The sequence below is a fragment of the Paenibacillus sp. Z6-24 genome, from assembly GCF_054161335.1.
Genome location: NZ_CP096398.1, coordinates 3,585,781 through 3,605,966, shown reverse-complemented (window position 1 = coordinate 3,605,966; position 20,186 = coordinate 3,585,781). Strand labels below are relative to the sequence as shown.

Below are 20,186 nucleotides of genomic sequence, written 5' to 3'. Positions count from 1 at the left end.
TTTATCGCACAGCTGTATAATCCATCAGCTATTGCCAAGCGCCTCGGTCTGCAGACCGAGTACACTTTCATCCTGCTGCCGCTATGATGAAGATGAATTTGCAGGTACACTACGTATAAGACATACAGATTGAGCTGGAATACAGGAAAGTGAGGAACGGATATGAACAGATATATGTTTCGTAAAACCTTTTGGGGATTGTCCCTGATCGGGGTCGGCATTGTTTTCCTCCTGAACCGGATGAATATGATCGAATGGGGTCTCAGTGATGTACTTTTCCTGCTATGGCCATTGATTCTGCTGGAGATTGGCCTGAATGAGCTGCTGTTCAAATGCAAAAAAGATATCGGCGGCTGGATTATGACCATTCTGGGTGGATATTTCCTCGGACGCAATCTTGGATTTTACGATTACTCGATAGGCGAGATGATCCGCTTCCTATTGCCGGTATTCCTCGTAGCTGCCGGTTTGAAAATACTGTTCAGCAAAAAGGAAAAACGCCGTCGCCATCAGGATCAGCATCAGCCGCCGGAGACCCCGGAGCCTTCTTACAGTGCCCCGCCGCCTCCGCCTGCATCTTCTCCGCTGGACGATTTGTTTAATGAGAAAATGGGCACACAGACACCGCCGAACGAAGAGCCGCGGCAGGGATTCGGACAGCAGTATCAGGAGCCATCCGAGCGGGCATACCGGCACGATCCGGCTTTTCAGGAAAAGGGTCCCTATGAACAGAGCACGCCTCCGCCTGCATCTTACTATGATTATCCATCTACAGGTGACTGGAAGAAGGATAAGCGTCAGTTCAAGCGGCAATTCAAACAGAAAATTAGACAACAAATGAATGGAGACCACCAAAATAAGCAGTGGCATCATGAGCAGTGGAAGCAGTATCATAAAGGAAGAAGCTGCAGGTCCAGACGCGGTCATGCAGAACATCGGTCAGGATTTATCGGAGATGTGCATATCGGCAAAGAGTACTTTGAACTCAAACCGTTGAATATTTCGCATTTTATTGGGGATACGATGCTGGATCTGACAAGAGCACAGATTCCTTATGGCGTGACACCGGTGACCATTTCTGCTTTTATCGGGGATGTTAAAGTATTTATTCCGAGCGGCGTAGAAGTGGCTTTCAAAGCAGAAGGTAATTCCTTTATCGGAGACATGAATATTCTCAGCGATATGACCGAAGGATTCATGAACCATATTAATAGTAAAACAATTGATTTTGAGTCGGTCGGCAAGCGTGTGGAGATTACAGTTAGCGTATTTATTGGAGATATTGTAATCAGTCGGGTGGGATGATAAGCGATGAGAACAAAATGGTTCAACAACCTGAAATGGGAATTGATCGGATTTTTCGGAATGTTCGGTATTCTGATGTCCAGCATGATCTATCTGGCGCTGAGCCGGAGTTCCAATCTGCAGTATCTGCCTGATAATTCCTTCTATTATTTTGGCGGACTGATCGTGGTCTCGCTTGTCGCCGGATATGTGGCCGGTCAGCGGGTACAGCGGCGAATCGATTATATGCATCTTAAGATGACCCAGGTTGCCAAAGGCAACTTTAACACCCGTATGGGACCGAGTGAAGATGCGTCATTTAACCGTGTACATCAGGAGTTCAATGAAATGATGAGTACGGTCGAACGCAAAATGCATATTTTACAGCAGCTCGGTGAGCAGGATGTAATGGAGCGTACACGAGAGACCGAGACTGCTGTATTGGAAGAAAGACGACGTATGGCACGCGATCTGCATGACTCGGTCAGCCAGCAGTTGTTTGCTATTCATATGTCTGCGTCTTCGCTGCCCAAAGTGTTGGAGCGCAATGAGCAGCAGGCCCGGGCTGTAATGGAGCAGTTGATCCAGATGTCCCAGCTGGCCCAAAAGCAGATGCGCGCACTGATTACCCAGCTGCGTCCAATGGAACTGGAAGGACGTTCCCTGCCCGAAGCGCTGGATGTGTGGTTTCCGGATTACTGCCGTCACAACGGGCTCAAAGGCATGCAGGATATTGAACTGAGCGGGGAATTGAATGAGGCGAAGGAGCGTCAGCTTTTTCTGATTATTCAGGAGGGGCTGGCCAACATTGTCAAACATGCGGATGCTACCATTGTCAGCCTGTCGCTGCAGGAGGAGCCTCATCATATCGCCCTTCATATTAGTGATGATGGCAAAGGATTTGATCTGAGCATACACAAGCAGGGTTCTTATGGACTGACGATTATGTCGGAGCGTGCGGAGAAGCTGGGTGGGCAGGCGGAGATTATCAGTACACCTGGAGCGGGAACGACCATCCGTATCCATATTCCCAAGTTTGATACCAATTCCAGGGGAGTGAATGAGCGTGAACAAGATCAAAATATTGTTGGCTGACGATCATGATATGGTGCGGATGGGACTAAAAACATATCTAATGCTGGAAGAACAATTTGAAGTAATCGCCGAAGCGGCCAACGGTCAGCAGGTGATCGATCTGCTGGATCAGTATGCAGATACAGAGATGCCGGATCTGATTTTGATGGATATGATGATGCCGGTAATGAACGGTGTAGAAGCGACCCGGTGTGTGCTCAAAAGTTATCCGTATCTGAAAATCGTCATTTTAACGAGTTTTTTGGAAGACGATATGGTCGTGGAGGCGATTGAAGCGGGAGCAGTCAGTTACATTCTGAAAACGGTCTCTGCCGAAGAGCTAATCTATGCTCTGCAGGGAGCAAGCCGCGGAATGCCGGTCATGACAGGAGACATTTCCCAGGCGCTCACCCGTGGTATTCGCCAGCGAAGCTCTGTGCAGGAAGAAGCTTCTGACCTGACCGGACGTGAACGTGAAGTGCTCATGCTGATCGCCGAAGGACTCAGCAATAAGGAAATCGGGGAAGAATTACATATCAGCATTAAAACGGTCAAAACGCATGTCAGCAACCTGCTGATGAAGTGCGAACTGGAAGATCGTACCCAGCTGGCCATCTATGCCCATCGCAAAGGATGGGTGACCCAGTATTAATAATGCGCCCGAATAATGAAGCATAACAGTCTCTGATCGCGCGAATTGCAGGTATACCCTCTTTTCCATGAAATTTTAATTATTGACCTTGGATTTATTATCTTTTTAATTGTTTTTAATGTGTAATTAAGGTTAATAAGCGAATATAAGAATGTACCAAGTGAGATATACACACGGCATTCATATCATGGGAATTTGGGAGGTTATCTTCATGGAAGACAAGAACAGAAATGAATTGAATAACGGCTCGGAATCTGGCAGCCAAAACCAAAATACAGCAAATTCGAACGAAGCGGGCACCAACAATGGACAATCACACTATTATTCCTATGGTCCGTTTCAATCCTTTAACAAAGACAAAGAACAGCCGACAGAATCCTATCAGGAGTCGGTGCCGGCAGCAAGAGATGTAGAGGTGACTCCTCCTCAGCCTGTACAGCCGGTCTACAGCTCCGCCTCCGGAAGCAATTATTCAGATCCACTAAATAATATCCATAACAACTATAATGGCAGCGGCGGAGATGCCGGCGGCCGCAAGCCAGCCCAGTTCCAATACCACAAACCGAAAAGCCCCGTAAAAACAGTAGTGGCTTCCGTGCTGGCAGGCATGATCGTCATGACAGCGGGAATGTATGGTGCAGATCGTGCGAATCTGTTCACCCCGGATGCTCCGGCCGCAACAAGCGCCGCGGCAACAACCACCACTCCACCCAGTAGCGGAATTACACAGGCTGCTCTTCCTGCAGGCTCTGCGGATGTCGCAGATGTAGCCAAAACAGCGAGTCCGGCAGTCGTCAAAATCGAGACTTACTCCAATTCCCGCTCCAGCAGTGGCGGCAGCGGAAGCAACCCGTACAGTGATCCAATGTTCCGTTTCTTCTTCGGTGATCAGGGAGAGGGCCGCGGTGGCAATGGTGGAGGCTACGGCGGTAGCGGAAATGGTAGCGGCAGTGGTAACGGCTCATCCAGTTCATTAACACCGCTCGGTATCGGTTCCGGGTTTATTTTCGATAAAACCGGTTATATTCTGACCAATGCCCACGTTGTAGGTGAAGCGAATGTTATTCAGGTAACGCTGGAAAATAACAAAACACCTTATGAAGCCAAACTGATGGGTAAAAGCGATGACCTTGATCTGGCTGTCCTGAAAATTGAACCGACCGAAGGAGAGACTGATTTCCCTTATATCTCGCTCGGCAACTCGGACGATATGACGATCGGCAGCTGGGTAGTGGCAATTGGTAACCCGCAGGGATTCGATCATACGGTGACCGCAGGTGTACTGAGTGCAAGAGAGCGTGAAATCACCGCTTCCGATGCATCCAATGGTCAGTCGACAAACTATCAGCATCTGCTGCAAACCGATGCTTCCATTAACCCAGGTAACTCCGGTGGACCGCTGCTCAATATGAACGGTCAGGTTATCGGTATCAATACGGCGGTGAGTGAGGGAGCACAGGGTATCGGGTTTGCGATCCCATCCAATGTAGTATCTCAGGTAGTGGACAAACTCAAAAACGGTAAAGAAATTCCGGCTACACCAGTTCCATTTATCGGGGCTTCCCTGATGACGCTGACACCGGAGATTTCCCAACAGCTGGGCATTGATACAACCAGCGGGTCTGTCGTGACCGAAGTACTGTACAGATCTCCTGCCTATCAGGCTGATCTGCGCTCCTACGATGTCATCACCGGAATCAACGGCACCAATTACTCCAACAGCCAGGATCTGATTGCAGCGATCCAAAAGCTGTCGGTAGGAGATAACGTGACCTTGAATATTATTCGTGATGGCAAATCATCACAGGTCAAAGTGAAAATCGGTGACCGCAATAATTATGAGAATACCATGAACGGTTCCGGTTCTGGCAGCGGACAATAAGAGCAGGACTTTGCATCAAGCGAACAGGCATATGAACATGCATTTTGCAGTATCTTATATTTCATACTCCGGATCAATGAGTGTATCCGGTAACTATAGATTGGAGGCGGAAGGGATATTCCTTTCCGCCTTTTGTGCGGCTATAGTGTATTTATCCATTCATTGATACAATGGAACTAACTATCGAATAACACAGGATATGCTGCTGTAGCCCATAAACCTGTCTGAAGGAGAACGAGCCATGAGACCGACCATTCTAATTATTGATGATGACGAGAAAATTATTTCCATGCTCCGCCGGGGCCTGGCTTTTGAAGGGTACGAAGTGCTGACCGCATCCAATGGTGCGGAAGGATTAAATCAAATGCTGGAAAATGATCCGGCGCTGATGGTTTTGGATGTGATGATGCCGCAGGTGGATGGCTTTGAAGTGTGCCGCCGGGTAAGGGAAGCCGGCAGCTCGGTGCCAATCCTGATGCTGACCGCCAAGGATGAAGTGGAGAACCGGGTTAAAGGACTGGATGCCGGGGCCGATGATTATCTGGTCAAACCGTTCGCACTGGAGGAACTGCTGGCACGGGTGCGCGCTTTGCTGCGCCGCAAACCGGATACGAACAATTCGAGCAGCAGTCGTCTGACGTTTGAAGATCTGAGCCTCGATCCGGAGGCACGCGAAGTAATGCGTGATGGACAGCGGTTGGAGCTGACCGCCAAGGAATTTGAACTGCTGCATTTATTTATGCAGAATCCGAAGCGGGTACTGTCACGCGATCTGATTATGGATAAAATATGGGGTTATGACTACAGCGGAGAGTCCAATGTGCTGGAAGTCTATATTGCCATGCTCCGCCAGAAAACGGAAGAGTACGGCGGCAAGCGGTTGATTCAGACGATTCGAGGCGCCGGTTATATTTTGAGAAGCAACAGCTGAAGAAAGGACTAACAGTATGTCAATACGCTTAAGACTGACAGTATGGTACTCCGGCATATTAGCGGTGACATTAATGCTGTTCAGTGTTGCTATATACACTTTTGTTTACTTCAATACGTATCAGGAGCTGCGCAATCGGCTGAATGATCAGATCAGCCGCATACAAGTGGCAGTGAGTATGCCGGATAGTGAGGGACATGTCGATATGGCCCCTTCGCGCAAGGATTATAACCGCCTGCTGGAGTCCGGTTTCCGGATCAAGCTCGGAAATTATACGGACAGCAGCAAGGATATTTCATATAACGGGGGTTTCCTGGAGATTCCGGCAGCCAACAAAATTCCGGATGATCTCAGACAAATCGATTATAACGGGCGCTCTTATCTGGTAGCCTATGCAGGTATTCCCGGTGCGATCGACGATGATGGAACAGCGCAGCTGCTCGGTGTATTGATCATTGCTGCAGACATGACGGATGCCCATCAGCTGTTTGACGATCTGCGGGTGACTCTAATCGTCGGATCTCTGGCGACATTATTTATTGCCTTTACGCTCGGTCTGTTCCTCGCCCGCAAATCGATGGCTCCGATCGGCAAAGTGATCAAGGCAGCTAATCAGATCCAGAATGGCAGAGACCTCAGTGTCCGTATTGATTATGATGGTCCCAACGATGAGATCGGTCAGCTGATCAGCACGGTCAACGGTATGCTTAGCCGGACAGAGACCTTTTACAAAGACCTGGCCGAAGCGTATACTGCGCAGCGACGATTTGTATCGGATGCGTCGCACGAACTGCGTACGCCGCTGACGACGATCCGGGGCAATGTCGATCTGCTGCAAAAAGCATGGAACAAAAAGCCGCATGAAGCGCCTCATCTGGATGAAGAGAGTCTCAAACAGATGTCTATGGAAGCGATCAATGATATCGCAGACGAATCCAAGCGCATGAGCCGGCTCGTAAACGATATGCTGTCCCTGGCGAGAGCCGATGCCGGTCAGATGATTGCCAAGGAAAGCCTGCCTGCAGCGGAATTAGTAGAAGAAGTCGTGCGGCGTGCACAGTTTATTCCCCACCGTGCCGACTGGCAGCCAGTCGATACGTCGAGCCTGCAGGAATACTTTATTTATGGCAACAAGGATTATTTGCAGCAGATGCTGTTTATCTTTATTGAAAATGCGTTTAAATACACACCTGAGGGTATCGTATCGCTGGATACCGTGTTATACGAAGATCAGATTGGCATCCGTATTACCGACTCCGGGATCGGGATGGATCAAGAAGAAGTACCGCATATTTTTGAACGCTTCTACCGGGCGGATGAGTCACGCGGCGTAACACCGGGAACCGGTCTGGGATTATCGATTGCCAAATGGATTATCGATGAGCATGAAGGTTCAGTGGAGGTGATCACCGCCAAAGGCAAAGGGACCACATTTGTCATCTGGCTTCCGCTTGCGGCGGTACCGGTGGACGGATCGAATCTCCCTGGCACGCTGGTACCGGAAGATGAAATTCTGGAACTTCCGGAAATAAACAAGGAAGAAAAGAAATCTTCCAAAAGGGAATTCAGACGCAAGCCGTCGAAGCCTGCCAAACCGGAAAAACCGGAGTAGACATCCTTATCAACTGCAGGGAAGATGCCGATCGGAAGAGGGTTCACCTTTCCTGCACACCTATTTATGGAGTATAATGGTGGTATTGCTTGAAGTGAAGCAAACCCCAGAAAGCAGGTGTTAAGCTTATATGGAAATTGTGAAAATTGCGCCACGTGGATACTGTTATGGTGTCGTTGACGCTATGGTGATTGCACAGCAGGCCGCACAGAACCTTGATCTGCCGCGACCGATTTATATACTGGGCATGATTGTGCATAACAGTCATGTGACCAAAGCATTTGAAGATCAGGGCATTATTACACTGGATGGACCCAACCGGGTAGAGATTCTGGAGCAGGTGGATACCGGTACGGTGATCTTTACCGCCCATGGTGTATCTCCCGAAGTACGCCGCCTGGCTCGTGAGAAAGGCCTGACTACGGTCGATGCTACCTGTCCGGACGTAACACGTACCCATGATCTGATTCGTGACAAGACAGCTGAAGGCTATCAGGTTATCTATATCGGCAAAAAGGATCACCCCGAACCGGAAGGTGCGATTGGTGTCGCACCGAATGATGTTTTCCTGATCGAAAAGGAAGAAGAGATTGAACAGCTGAATATTTCCGGCGAGCGTATTCTGATTACCAATCAGACAACGATGAGCCAGTGGGATATTCGCATTATTATGAAAAAATTGCTGGAGAAGTTCCCGGGAGCCGAAGTTCATAATGAAATCTGTCTGGCGACCCAGGTCCGTCAGGAAGCGGTCGCCGAGCAGGCAGGACAGGCAGAACTGGTCATCGTCGTCGGTGACCCACGCAGTAATAACTCCAACCGTCTGGCTCAGGTATCCGAGCAGATCGCCGGTGTAACCGCGTACCGCATCTCCGATATTACCGAGCTCAATCTGGAATGGCTCAAAGGCAAGTCCCGTGTAGCGGTAACGGCAGGAGCTTCCACCCCGACGCCGATCACCAAAGAAGTGATCAATTATCTGGAGCAATACGATAATAATGATCCGTCGACCTGGGAGATTGTGCGCACGGTGAATCCGAACCGTCTGCTTCCGCCGGTACGCGAGAAAAAAGGCAGAACAACCAATCAGCCGGTACGTCATTAATCGTGCATTATCCGTTATGAAGTTCATTGATTTGTAAGAAAGAAGTGTCTGTTCTGCAAAAGAACAGACACTTTTCTTTTATTTTTTGGGCAATTATGTTTAGATAATACGTATAAGTTTTTGCATTATGTAACAGCGTTACTTCTATTAGACAGGTAAATATACCGACTTGACATGAAGAGGAATCTCTTGTATATTTGCTTTAGTAATTAAAAGCGTAAAAGCGTACAAGTGTTAAAGTCGGAAGAATAGACTGTCATTAAAGTTATGACAGCCCGCCGGCAGAGTGCTTTAGGTTGAATCTACGACCTGTTTACAAGTTAAGGGATTCCACGATGAGCTGTACTTTAGAAGTATTCAGATCATTCAAGTTAGCAGAGAGTCGAAGACATCCGGCTGACTGTCCTGCCGGATCATAGAGCTTGGCCCATCATTCATTTAAACCGAGAAAGGAAGAATATATATGATCGCTATCGTATCCAACCAGGCTGCCCGTGAGCAGCTGAATCGCATTATCGAAGTTATTGAGCAGGAGGGTGTACAGGCGCATGTGTCCCATGCATCTGATCATACGGTGGTCGGCATGATCGGCACGGTCAAGCCTGCATTAGTAGAGCATCTGCAGCAGCTGCCGGGTGTAGACAAGGTAGAGAAAGTATCAAAATCCTACAAGCTGGCCAGCCGTGAATTTCATCCGGAAAATACAGTGATCCAGATTGGAGATGTCAAAATCGGTGGCGGTGAGCTGGTCGTTATGGGCGGACCATGTGCCGTAGAATCGGCGGAACAGATCGATGAAATTGCCCGTCTTGTCAAGGCGGCAGGCGGACAGGTACTGCGCGGCGGTGCATTCAAGCCGCGTACCGGACCATACAGCTTCCAGGGAGTCGGAGTCGAAGGATTGATCATGATGGCTGAAGCAGGCAAAAAGCACGGTCTGCTGACCATTACGGAAGTGATGACACCGGAATATGTGGATATCTGCGCCGAATACGCCGATATTCTGCAGGTGGGCACACGCAATATGCAGAATTTCGATCTGCTGCGTAAGCTGGGGGAAGTCCGCAAACCGGTACTGCTCAAGCGCGGGTTTAGTGCGACCTATGACGAACTGCTGAATGCGGCCGAATACATTCTTGCCGGCGGCAATCCTGATGTAATGCTGTGCGAGCGCGGAATACGTACATTTGAGTCCTACACACGTAATACGCTGGATCTGTCGGCTATTCCTGTCCTGCAGCATCTGAGCCATCTGCCGGTTATCTCCGATCCGAGCCATGGTACTGGACGGCGTGAGCTGGTAGAGCCGATGACTCGTGCTTCCGTAGCCGCTGGTGCAGACGGTCTGATTATCGAGATGCATACCGATCCGGATAATTCCATGACCGGTGACGGTGTACAGTCCCTCTTCCCGGATCAGTTTGCCCGTCTGCTGCGTGAGCTGGAGCAGTTGTCTCCGATCATCGGCAAGAGCTTTGCCACGGCCAAAGAACCGATAGAATCGTTTGTTCCACAACTGCAGAGTTAATTGTTGCCTTCATTCCTTTGTGAAAGGTGAATTGTATAAATCAGGTCGCTTTTCAAAAGGCCGGTATCCATCAGGAACCGGTCTTTTTGACATGGATTTCTTTAGGGTGCAGCAGGTGAATAACACGCCAATCTACCTGTGGCAGAGCGAAATAAAGTATTTTTGAAAATCCGGTTAAGCCTGACTGCTGCTGGCGGCAGCGCCGATTGAACCTGAAATCTTAAAAAGCGGTACTTGTAGTTTCCTTGCAGATGAAGTATGATGCCTTTTAAACATTGGTTCGACGCGTTAAAGCATAGTGGTAATACAGTATTTCTGGAGCAGAATTGACGAGCCGAATTCTTTTTTGGTAAGCTACAATGTGTAAGTATATCTTACATTGAATCCAGAAATATCTAACATGGCTATTGACGATGTCAGGTTTTACGTTTTATAATGACGAAAGAAAAAAAACGAGAAAATGAACATTGTACATCAGAAAAAGTTGTAATGTTCGGAAATTTGGGGAGGAAAGTACAAATGCCGGTAGAAAATGTATTGAAACTCGCACAGGAAAACAATATTGAGTGGTTCGATTTCCGTTTTGTGGATTTGTCTGGACGTGCACACCATATCTCTTTGCCAGCTACTGAAGTGGATGAGGAGACTTTTGTAAATGGTGTAGCTTTTGATGGTTCTTCCATTCCTGGTTTCCGCGGAATCGAAGAATCGGATATGGTCATGATGCCAGATCCCGAATCTGTATTCGTTGATCCGTTTACCGCTCACCCAACACTGAACGTGATGTGCAACATCTACACACCGGACGGAGATCGCTATGAGCGTGACCCTCGCGGCATTGCTGAGAAAGCAGAAGAGTATCTGCAATCCAGCGGTGTAGGTACGGCGGCGTTCTTTGCCCCTGAATCCGAATTTTTCATCTTCGACGATGTTCGTTATCATAGCGGCATGAATCAATCTACATACTCTGTAGATTCCAACGAAGCTTTCTGGAACAGCAACCGTGCTGAAGAAGGCGGCAACATGGGCTTCAAAATCCGCAAAAAAGGCGGATATGTACCTGTAGCTCCGGTAGACTCCCAGCAGGATATCCGCAGTGAAATGTGCCGTCTGCTTGAAGAAGCGGGCCTCAAAATCGAGCGTCATCACCACGAAGTGGCGACTGCCGGCCAGGCGGAGATCAACTTCCGCTTTGACACACTGCGCTGCACAGCAGACAACCTGCTGAAATACAAATACATCGTGCATAACACAGCACAACAATACGGCAAAACAGCAACTTTCATGCCGAAGCCGCTGTTTGGCGACAACGGTAGCGGAATGCACGTTCACCAATCGATCTTTGACGGTGACAAGCCGCTGTTCTTCGAAAAAGGCGGCTATGCCAACCTGAGCGAAATGGCACTGCATTACCTGGGCGGTATCCTGTACCATGCTTCGGCCTTGATCGCACTGACCAACCCGAGCACCAACTCGTTCAAACGTCTCGTTCCTGGTTACGAAGCACCGGTTAACCTCGTATTCTCCAAAGGTAACCGTTCTGCAGCGGTACGTATCCCTATCGCTTCCGTTACACCAAAAGGCTGTCGTATCGAATTCCGTACACCGGATTCCACGGCTAACCCTTACCTAGCCTTCTCCGCGATGCTGATGGCAGGTCTGGATGGCATCAAGAAAAAAATGGACCCTCGCGAACTGGGCTACGGTCCTTTTGACAAAAACATCTACGAGCTGTCTGATGAAGACAAAGCAGGCATTCGCAGTGTACCGGCTTCCCTGGAGGAAGCACTGGACGAACTCGAGAAAAATCATGAATTCCTGACAGAAGGCGGCGTATTCACCAAAGACTTTATCGCCAATTACATTGCCTTCAAACGCGCTGAAGCCAAAGATGTAGCGATTCGTGTACATCCGCACGAATTCAGCCTGTATTACGATTGCTAATTCGCTGATTGCCGGCGAAAGGGTAACCCATTTCAACTAAACCTTCTGGTTTTAGAATCCTCCGGAACTGTTGCTCCGGAGGATTTTTTAAATGAAATAAATATAGGGACCTACTAAATGGTATAGTGACAAAAAGCACTTGCTCGTCCCGGCAATTGCTGATATCATATCGATAATTATCACAAACCTGACATCATTCAATTAACGGGTTAAAGGTGCAATGCTGAATTGAAAGGGTGGAGAAAAGAGATGACCAAGAGAGCTTATAATTTTAATGCCGGACCAGCGGCGCTGCCGCTGGAAGTATTGGAACGCGCACAGAAAGAGTTTGTAGACTATCAGGGTACCGGAATGTCCATCATGGAGATGTCGCATCGTGGTGCTGTCTACGAGTCCGTACATAATGAAGCTCAGCAGCGCCTGTTATCGCTGCTGGGAAATCCGGAAGGGTTCAAAGTATTGTTTCTGCAGGGCGGCGCAAGCACGCAGTTTGCGATGCTGCCGATGAACCTGCTAGGTGAAGGCCAGACGGCCAGCTACGTCGCTACAGGCAGCTGGGCCGACAAAGCGATCAGTGAAGCCAAGCTGATCGGTGAGACGCATGTGGCGGCGTCCTCGGAGGCACAGAACTATATGCAGATCCCGGCATTGGAAGATATTCAGATTCCCGATAATGCAGCCTATCTGCACCTCACTTCCAATGAAACGATCGGTGGTATCCAATACCAGCAGTTCCCTGATACCGGTAAGGTGCCCCTGATCGTGGACATGTCCAGCGATATCCTGAGCCGACCGCTTGATATGAGTCAGTTCGGAATGATCTATGCCGGTGCACAGAAGAATCTGGGTCCTTCCGGTGTGACTGTCGTAGTAGCGAGAGAAGAACTTCTTTCCGATTCACCGAAAAGTATCCCGACTATTATGCGCTACAGCACACATCTCAAAAATAACTCCCTCTATAATACACCGCCTTCCTTTGCCATCTATATGGTTAATGAAGTGCTCAAGTGGATCGAAGAGCAGGGAGGACTGGAAGGCGTAGCCCGTAATAACGAGCGTAAAGCTTCTTTGATCTATGATACAATTGATCAGAGCGGAGGCTTCTATAAGGGAGCTGCAGACATCGCCAGTCGCTCCAATATGAATGTTACGTTCCGTCTGCCTAGTGAAGAGCTCGACAAAGCATTCGCCAAAGCTTCGGAGCAGGCTGGATTTGTCGGTCTCAAAGGCCATCGTAGTGTCGGCGGCTTGCGTGCATCGATCTACAATGCAGTTCCGTACGCGAGCTGTGAAGCACTGGTGGAATTCATGAAAGATTTCCAGGCGAAAAACAGTTAAGCGGAGCAACTTTTACCTCTATATTTGCGTAAATAAGTAAAGCCTTCCCATAAGGGGAGGCTTTTTTAAAAAAAATTCAACTATTTTTTGTCAAAAGCTGTCGCAATTTACCGAGATAGGTTATAATCAAAAAGTACTATGAAATAAGGTGGAAACAGAACTATGGCACTACACATTGTATTGGTGGAACCAGAGATACCAGCTAACACCGGAAATATTGCCAGAACATGCGCAGCTACAGGAATTTACCTGCATCTTGTACGTCCTTTAGGCTTCAGAACAGACGATGCTACACTAAAAAGAGCAGGACTCGATTACTGGCATGCCGTCAATATTGAGTATCATGACTCATTTGAAGAAGTACAAAAGTCCTATGCGGGACATCGCTTTTTCTATGCAACTACAAAAGCTAAAAACAGATACTCTGATTTTAAGTTTCAAGATGGTGACTTTTTTGTATTTGGCAAAGAAACCAAAGGATTACCGCCCGAGCTGATCGCAGCTAATCCGGATACTGCCATGAAAATGCCGATGACCGATAGTGTGCGCTCGCTGAATCTTTCGAATTCGGCAGCCATTATCGTGTATGAAGCACTCCGTCAACTGGATTTTCCGGGGATGGGTTAATCATAGCTTTCCGGTGAGAAAAGCATGGTTTCTAAAAGAAGTAATAGAAATTAGTAAAAGTTAGCAGGATTCTAGAAGTAAGTGGAGAATATTAAGAAAAGCGAAATTTAGTGAATATATAGCTGATATTCCAAATTTTGTATTCTTTTATTTTCCCGTTACTTCTGCAACCGGCATTAGCAATGATGCTACAGAATGAATAACAGAGAGGTGTATACTAGTATGAAACCGGCAGGCGTTGTACGTAAAGTAGATCAGTTGGGAAGAATCGTGTTACCAAAATCGCTGCGTAAGAGATATCAGATGAACGAGGGAGATCCAGTTGAGATTCTGGTGCAGGGCGACCATATTATTTTGGAGAGATACCGTCCAAAATGCGTATTCTGCGGATCCATGGAAGAAGTCAGTGAATTTAAAGAACGCTATATCTGTGCACAGTGCGTGACAGAGATGAATTTGATTCCCAAAAATGCCTAATTCATTTAATGAGTAACATTAATTGTCAGAGAGATCCGCTAAAAGGGTCAGACAGTATGTGCTGACAGTCAATGAATAATCATACGGAACCATACAAAAGCCCCTGACTTCCTTGATCTGCTGGTACGCAACCAGCGAAGAGGAAGCAGGGGCTTTTGTAATCAATATTCCTTATTTAAAAAATAAAAAGTTGGTCGCTACCGGACGCAGACTGCCATCGGAAGGGCGGTTAACGACTCGCCCGTTCATTATAAGTGAAGTGGAGCCTCCGCCATCCAGGTTGTAGGCATCGGTGACGCCCATTTTGTACATCTTGTCCTGCAGTTCCTTAAGGGTAGCGCCGGAACTGCCGTTTTCGTTATAACCATCTGCAGCGATGATAATAATCTGATCATCCTTGTATCTGCCAATCACTGTACGCGGGGCACGCAGCGGTGTTTTTTGCCATTTGGCGGGAATAGGAATTTTCTTGCCGTCTTGAATCAGCACGGGCACGAACGATGCGCCAAAGGAAGGGCTGAGTGCATCAAGTTTGGCTTTGCTTGTAAATTTGCCGCCAATCAGCTTGCCTGAATCGTTCAGTCCGACAAAAAACAGATCCTTGAAAGTCGCTTCAAATCCATTGAGGTACCTGCCGTTCAATACGGTCGTACTGAGCGGGTAGCGCTTGCCACCTGCATCTGCGAATCCTCCAGCATTAACGCCGGCGATTGCACCATACCGCTGTACGGCTGTCAGCGTCGTCTCGGCGCCGCCATACGCATCTTTGCCGAGCGTCATTTTCATCGCATGCGGGTCCTTGAGCTTGATTTTCATTGCGTATGCTTTGTAGGTGCCGGGATTGAGGCGGTACAGTTCAATATTGATTCTATCGCTGTTCACCCGTTCACTTGCAGCTCCCAGGTTGGACGTGATGCGTCGATTATAAATTTTCTCCGGTTGTGAGGCTTGTCTGGAAGCGGACTGCACGATGGAGGACATTACTGTGGTCGTCTTGTTATACAGCCGTGTCGTTTTCTCTATGGAAGCAGAAGTCTGAACAGCGACCTTTTCCGCCTGATCGAGTGTATTTAGAATGTGACCGGATTGTTCACTGAGACCGGCCGAAGGTTGGTAGGGCTTCAGGTCCAGAGGAATGGTGACCGATTTGGACTGCAGCAGCATCACGATCAGCATTCCGATAAAGGGAGCAGCTGCCAGCATGAAGAAACGGTTGATGATTTTAACGTTCCGGTTCATTTGAGCAACTCCATTTTCTTTTGCAGGGTGTTCAGCTGCTTTTGCACTTCATTGAGCTGGGTGTATAGTTTATTGCTGTTGTCCGTCTTGCTGCTGGCATTATCCTTGGTAAAGGTCAGCAGCTCGTTAAAGGACTCCACTTTGCTCTGCAGGGCGTTCATGTCTTTGGACATGTCTTTGAACCGGGCATCATAGTCTTGATGAAGAGCAGCGATCTGGCGCTCGGTATCCGCTTTGATGGCCGTAATCATCTGCTGCTTCATATGATTGCTGTATAGGTAGGCTGCGGTGGCACCGAGCACGATAATCAATATCCAGAACAACAAGAACCATTTGGCAGAGGACCCTTTTGGCGGCTGGAAACGCGATGAGGCACGTGGTCTGCTCTCTGCTTTGGTATCCATTTAAAATCACCTCAATAGTACGATTATTTTCAGAACAGAATACATTCTAACATGTACGTTACGACCCGTCTATTTTGCAAAAGAACATTATACTTGCGTCCTTTTGTAGAACTTATCGGCGATATATACAGCTTTTTTATACTTTAAAAGGAAATAATAAAATATAACTTTATTTGGACATTTCTACTATGGAATGACTGAATAAATGCAAAATATGGCATAAAAAATTATCATCCTCCAACCGATATGTAACTATACGGTAATAAAAGAAACAAGCATGATGAACAGGAAGGAAGTGTGCAAGTGGAGAGCATTTGGAAGGTTATCATCATCGATAATCATCCGGCATTAATGCTGGGTACCAAACTAATACTGGAAGAAACGGCTGATCTGAGCGTTGTGGCAACCGCCAGTTCCGTTCAGGAGGGTGTGAAGCTTACCGCCCGCATCAAGCCGGATCTGATCCTGCTCGATGATTCGCTGCCCGAGGGCAATGCCGAGCAATATTTGCGTCAGGTCAAGCGCAGCAGTACAGAGAGTCATGTCATCGTACTGACAGGCGATAACAACTTATCCTTATTTGCCGGCCTGATGAGTATGGGCGCAAGCGGTGTACTATCCAAGGAATCTTCACCTGCCCAGCTGCTTCATCTGATTAACGGGCTGAGACAGGGACTGACGGTTATCCCTTTATCCTGGCTGCATCAGGGCGTTGTACCGGTGCCGGCCGAAATTCCAACAGACGGTTACTTTGAGCTGTCTCAGATTGAGCATTCCATTATGATTCAAATTACACAGGGGTTTACATACGACAAGATCGCAGATGTGATCCGTGTAAGCCGGCGTTCTGTCGACAATTATTTGCGTAAAATCTACGATAAACTCGGCGTGAACAGCCGTGCACAGGCAATTGAGAAGTATACACTGTATTCCCATACGGCTTCATTCAAGGGGGCGCTGGAGTCCCATCCGAGTATTGTGGCTGTCGAATCCACCATAACTGTCGAACCGGTGATCAAAGTCGAACGTCCGGGTCCGGTAAAAAAGGTTGCTCTGGATTGAAGTTCGGGTGTATGATCTTGAAAAAGCATCGTACAGGAGGCTGGAACGGTGAAATTCTTATTTGCATCAAGGGTCAGCAATATGCCTTCATTCTCGGTTCGTTCAGAGGACAGTCGGCAGCGGCGTGAATCATGGATTTCGCTCGCCGAAGAACTGCCGGCCGAAGAACTGTTCCCGCTCTCCCAGTTGGGAGAAGCCGCAGGTACGGTATTTTCGGCCGGACCACGTGTATTACAGTATGGAGAGGTTGCAGGCTCGCTTGCGCTGCGGGAGTGGCTGCATGCCCGTTGGAAGCATGATCAGCGGTTGACCGTTGATCCGGCCAATATTTTGTTAACGTCAGGAAGTCAGCAGACAATTGATTTGCTGGTACGCATCTATGTGAATAGTGGAGAGACCGTACTGGTGGAATCTCCGGCGCCGCCCGGCTGTCTGCAGGTACTTCATTTGCAGGGAGCGCGGGTTATTCATGTTGCCTGTGATGAGCGGGGGATGATTCCCGAGAGTCTCGATGAGATGATCCGTATGCACCGTCCCAAGCTGCTGTTCGTCTCGCCGAACTTTGGCAACCCGACAGGCCGGGTATGGAGCCTGGAGCGCAGACAGGCCGTGCTGGCGCTCTGTATGCAACATGAACTGCTGATCGCCGAGGATGATGCGTATGGCGATCTGCATTTTGGTTCGGAGCCGGTGAGTTCCTTTCGCCAGCGGTATCCGACCCTGTTCAAGCTGGACCGCGATCAGGGAGGCAACCATGTACTCTATATCGGTTCCTTCAGCAAAACGATTGTGCCGGCTCTGCGGATCGGCTGGGCTGCCGGTGATGAGCATCTGATCCAGGTCATGTCTGCGGCCAAGCAGACGGCCGACTGGCAATCCAGTACGATGAATCAGGCAATCCTGCTGCGTCTGCTGCAGTCCCAGCGGTTTGACTGGGGCAGTCATATTACGATGCTCAACCGGGAATACGATATCCGGCTCAAGCTGATGCTGGAGTTGCTCAAGCGTCCCAACTGGCGCGGAACCGAAGTGGAGGTTCCGATCGGAGGCATGTTCCTTTGGGCGCAGCTGCCGGATCATCTGGATGGTGAGGCGCTGCTGAGCAGGGCACTTGAGAAAGGAGTTTCCTTTCTACCGGGTGCACGCTGTTATGCGAGCGGCGAAGGCAGCAATGCGATTCGGCTGAATTTTACCCATCCCGGACGTGATGAGCTGCTGCTCGGCATGAATCTGATCTCCGAAGTAATCGCGGAGATGCGGCAGGAGAAGGGATGATGGCGCTGTAACCGTCTTGTACAAAAAACTTCCTGCCTACTTCTCTATAGAGAAGGTTGGATCAGCAGATGCTGCGGTGCCGGATGACCGCAGTACATGAGCATAATCGAGGAGCGCCTGCCGGCCTGCAGCGGTCAGCCGGTATTGTCCGCGGGAGACACGTTCGAACCAACGGTAATGGTTGTCTTGCAGAATCGCCGCTGCTGTACCGATGCCTGTTGCATCACGCAGTTGGCGCGGCGATAGGGTCTCCTGCTCCCCAAAGGCATATGCTACGCGTAATGCCTTTTCGCGGTAGGCGGTAATCAGCGGTACGCCGGTACTGCCGCCGAGGTTATAATCCCCGCTGCGTTCGGACAATTCCTTGAGCAGCCGCTGTTTCCGGCTGCCTTTGCGAGGTGTACGAGCCGTTACTGTTGTGCGTGCAGGTTCACATAGAATTTCGATAAATGGAGATTTGGTTTTATACAACGTTACGGTCAGCAGTCCCAGCCCCAGGCGGCGGCAAAGATCGGTCAGATCGCCCCAACGCTGATTATACGCTCCTTTTTTGGCGCGGTTGCGCTCGACAGCTACATATACATTGCTACTAAGCTTAAGACGTTCAATTCCCTGCAGCAGCAGCGGAAGGTTGAACGTTTTTTTGATTTCGATAATGAGGGGTTCGGTATCGCCTTTCCGCAGACCGACGAGGTCACAGTGGCGGACTTCACTCTTGATATCATACCCCTGACGGGCAAAAAAATCTTTGATCGGTAAATACAATTCGGTCTCGTGCCGTACAGCCATGGTTCCAGTTCTCCTTCAATTATGCTGCTGAAAGTATACCATATTTAACATACTTTAAACTAAGCAGGTCCATTATCCGATGTAAATGACATGTTATCTGTTAATAATAGAAGATAAAGAAATATTTACACTCAAATCCACTATCATTGTATACAGCCCGGGGAATAAATAATGATTTAGGTCTCATCCCGGCGCCGAGAGCAGCCCGATCAGTGGATGCCTGTATTGAATGCGCTGACCCGGATGAGCAGCATGATCATGCGTTTGAATGAAAGTGCCCGGAATATCTCCGATTCCGCTGGGCATATTGTCTCGTCAACAGGCAGGAAGTTCGCAGGAACTGGCTACTTTTGTCCAGATGATTAAATAGGTGGCCGGTGAGCTGGAAGAGCTTAAGCAGACAGAATGCGACGCCTGATTATCCGGTAATTCCTGCCTAAATAAGGGGCAAAAAAAAGTTTGAGAAAAAAACAGAAGTTCTTTGACTTTTTAAGGTATGAGTGTATAATAAGAAGAGCGTGATTAATTTTATGAACGAAGGTGATTACTCATGAAAAAAGAAGGACATCCTAAATTCCAACAGGCTATTTTCTTGGATCCAAGCTGCGGATATAAGTTCCTGAGTGGAACAACTAAAACTTCCGGCGAAACAATGGAATGGGAAGACGGCAACACTTATCAAGTAATTCGTGTTGATACCAGCTCTGCTTCTCATCCGTTCTACACTGGTAAACAAAGAAACGCAGACGTTGGTGGCCGCGTAGACAAGTTCAACAAAAAATACGGCTTGAAAAACTAAGACGTATTCATTGTGAGCTTATCTTCACAACCATTTGCGTTGTGAACCGTCATAAAAAGCGTACCGATTGCATAATCATTATGCATATCGGTACGCTTTTTTTGTGCTTTTCTTTTATAAATCGTAAACCGGGTGTATATAATTGTCTGCGTATAATTAAAACG

18 protein-coding genes are annotated in these 20,186 nt (G+C 48.4%); 15 read left to right on the top strand and 3 right to left on the bottom strand.

Annotation, left to right across the window (positions count from 1 at the left end; translation table 11 throughout):
• The first annotated feature begins 162 nt into the window (after window positions 1–162).
• The 12 genes from liaF to M1D61_RS15570 all read left to right on the top strand — a co-directional run bounded on the left by liaF (window position 163) and on the right by M1D61_RS15570 (window position 14,454).
• Complete coding sequence (liaF, locus tag M1D61_RS15625) at window positions 163–1,305, top strand: cell wall-active antibiotics response protein LiaF (protein ID WP_458119585.1); 1,143 nt, start codon at window positions 163–165, stop codon at window positions 1,303–1,305.
• Window positions 1,306–1,311: 6 nt separating this feature from the next.
• Entirely contained in the window at window positions 1,312–2,379 is a 1,068-nt protein-coding gene (locus M1D61_RS15620; RefSeq protein WP_458119584.1) for a histidine kinase, read from the top strand.
• Window positions 2,351–3,010 carry a response regulator gene (locus tag M1D61_RS15615; protein ID WP_458119583.1) on the top strand — a complete coding sequence of 220 codons (660 nt, stop codon included), beginning with the start codon at window positions 2,351–2,353 and terminating at the stop codon, window positions 3,008–3,010. The genes M1D61_RS15620 and M1D61_RS15615 overlap by 29 nt, the downstream gene beginning before the upstream one ends.
• 211 nt (window positions 3,011–3,221) lie before the next feature.
• Window positions 3,222–4,892 (top strand): S1C family serine protease, encoded by a 1,671-nt coding sequence (locus tag M1D61_RS15610; RefSeq protein ID WP_458119582.1) that lies wholly within the window; start codon window positions 3,222–3,224, stop codon window positions 4,890–4,892.
• 241 nt (window positions 4,893–5,133) lie between these two features.
• Entirely contained in the window at window positions 5,134–5,823 is a 690-nt protein-coding gene (locus tag M1D61_RS15605) for a response regulator transcription factor (protein WP_458119581.1), read from the top strand.
• A gap of 73 nt (window positions 5,824–5,896) precedes the next feature.
• The gene (locus M1D61_RS15600) at window positions 5,897–7,435 is read left to right on the top strand and encodes a sensor histidine kinase (RefSeq protein WP_458119580.1); all 1,539 of its coding nucleotides are present in this window, start codon (window positions 5,897–5,899) and stop codon (window positions 7,433–7,435) included.
• 130 nt (window positions 7,436–7,565) lie between these two features.
• On the top strand, window positions 7,566–8,540 hold the full coding sequence (locus tag M1D61_RS15595; RefSeq protein WP_458119579.1) for a 4-hydroxy-3-methylbut-2-enyl diphosphate reductase: 975 nt from the start codon (window positions 7,566–7,568) through the stop codon (window positions 8,538–8,540).
• A gap of 463 nt (window positions 8,541–9,003) precedes the next feature.
• A complete protein-coding gene (gene aroF, locus M1D61_RS15590; RefSeq protein ID WP_458119578.1) occupies window positions 9,004–10,068 on the top strand; it encodes a 3-deoxy-7-phosphoheptulonate synthase in 1,065 nt (354 codons plus the stop codon).
• Between the two features lie 519 nt (window positions 10,069–10,587).
• Window positions 10,588–12,012: a type I glutamate--ammonia ligase gene (glnA, locus tag M1D61_RS15585; RefSeq protein ID WP_458119577.1), complete on the top strand. Its 1,425-nt coding sequence runs from the start codon at window positions 10,588–10,590 to the stop codon at window positions 12,010–12,012.
• A 249-nt stretch (window positions 12,013–12,261) separates the two neighbouring features.
• On the top strand, window positions 12,262–13,350 hold the full coding sequence (serC, locus tag M1D61_RS15580; protein WP_458119576.1) for a 3-phosphoserine/phosphohydroxythreonine transaminase: 1,089 nt from the start codon (window positions 12,262–12,264) through the stop codon (window positions 13,348–13,350).
• Between the two features lie 162 nt (window positions 13,351–13,512).
• Entirely contained in the window at window positions 13,513–13,977 is a 465-nt protein-coding gene (gene trmL, locus M1D61_RS15575; RefSeq protein WP_458119575.1) for a tRNA (uridine(34)/cytosine(34)/5-carboxymethylaminomethyluridine(34)-2'-O)-methyltransferase TrmL, read from the top strand.
• Window positions 13,978–14,199: 222 nt separating this feature from the next.
• Complete coding sequence (locus M1D61_RS15570) at window positions 14,200–14,454, top strand: AbrB/MazE/SpoVT family DNA-binding domain-containing protein (protein WP_046215508.1); 255 nt, start codon at window positions 14,200–14,202, stop codon at window positions 14,452–14,454.
• Between the two features lie 171 nt (window positions 14,455–14,625).
• Here the strand turns inward: M1D61_RS15570 and M1D61_RS15565 are convergent, their stop codons facing one another.
• Entirely contained in the window at window positions 14,626–15,693 is a 1,068-nt protein-coding gene (locus M1D61_RS15565; protein WP_458119574.1) for a phosphodiester glycosidase family protein, read from the bottom strand.
• Window positions 15,690–16,097, bottom strand: a complete 408-nt coding sequence (locus M1D61_RS15560) for a hypothetical protein (RefSeq protein WP_046215510.1) — start codon at window positions 16,095–16,097, stop codon at window positions 15,690–15,692. The genes M1D61_RS15565 and M1D61_RS15560 overlap by 4 nt, the downstream gene beginning before the upstream one ends.
• A gap of 303 nt (window positions 16,098–16,400) precedes the next feature.
• Between M1D61_RS15560 and M1D61_RS15555 the strand changes: the two genes are divergently transcribed.
• Window positions 16,401–17,159 carry a response regulator gene (locus M1D61_RS15555; RefSeq protein ID WP_458119573.1) on the top strand — a complete coding sequence of 253 codons (759 nt, stop codon included), beginning with the start codon at window positions 16,401–16,403 and terminating at the stop codon, window positions 17,157–17,159.
• Between the two features lie 48 nt (window positions 17,160–17,207).
• The gene (locus M1D61_RS15550; protein WP_458119572.1) at window positions 17,208–18,434 is read left to right on the top strand and encodes an aminotransferase-like domain-containing protein; all 1,227 of its coding nucleotides are present in this window, start codon (window positions 17,208–17,210) and stop codon (window positions 18,432–18,434) included.
• A gap of 36 nt (window positions 18,435–18,470) precedes the next feature.
• Here M1D61_RS15550 and M1D61_RS15545 read toward each other — a convergent pair whose 3' ends face one another.
• Window positions 18,471–19,223, bottom strand: a complete 753-nt coding sequence (locus M1D61_RS15545) for a DUF2161 family putative PD-(D/E)XK-type phosphodiesterase (RefSeq protein WP_458119571.1) — start codon at window positions 19,221–19,223, stop codon at window positions 18,471–18,473.
• Window positions 19,224–19,773: 550 nt separating this feature from the next.
• Between M1D61_RS15545 and M1D61_RS15540 the strand changes: the two genes are divergently transcribed.
• On the top strand, window positions 19,774–20,022 hold the full coding sequence (locus M1D61_RS15540) for a type B 50S ribosomal protein L31 (RefSeq protein ID WP_017811312.1): 249 nt from the start codon (window positions 19,774–19,776) through the stop codon (window positions 20,020–20,022).
• Window positions 20,023–20,186: the final 164 nt, after the last annotated feature.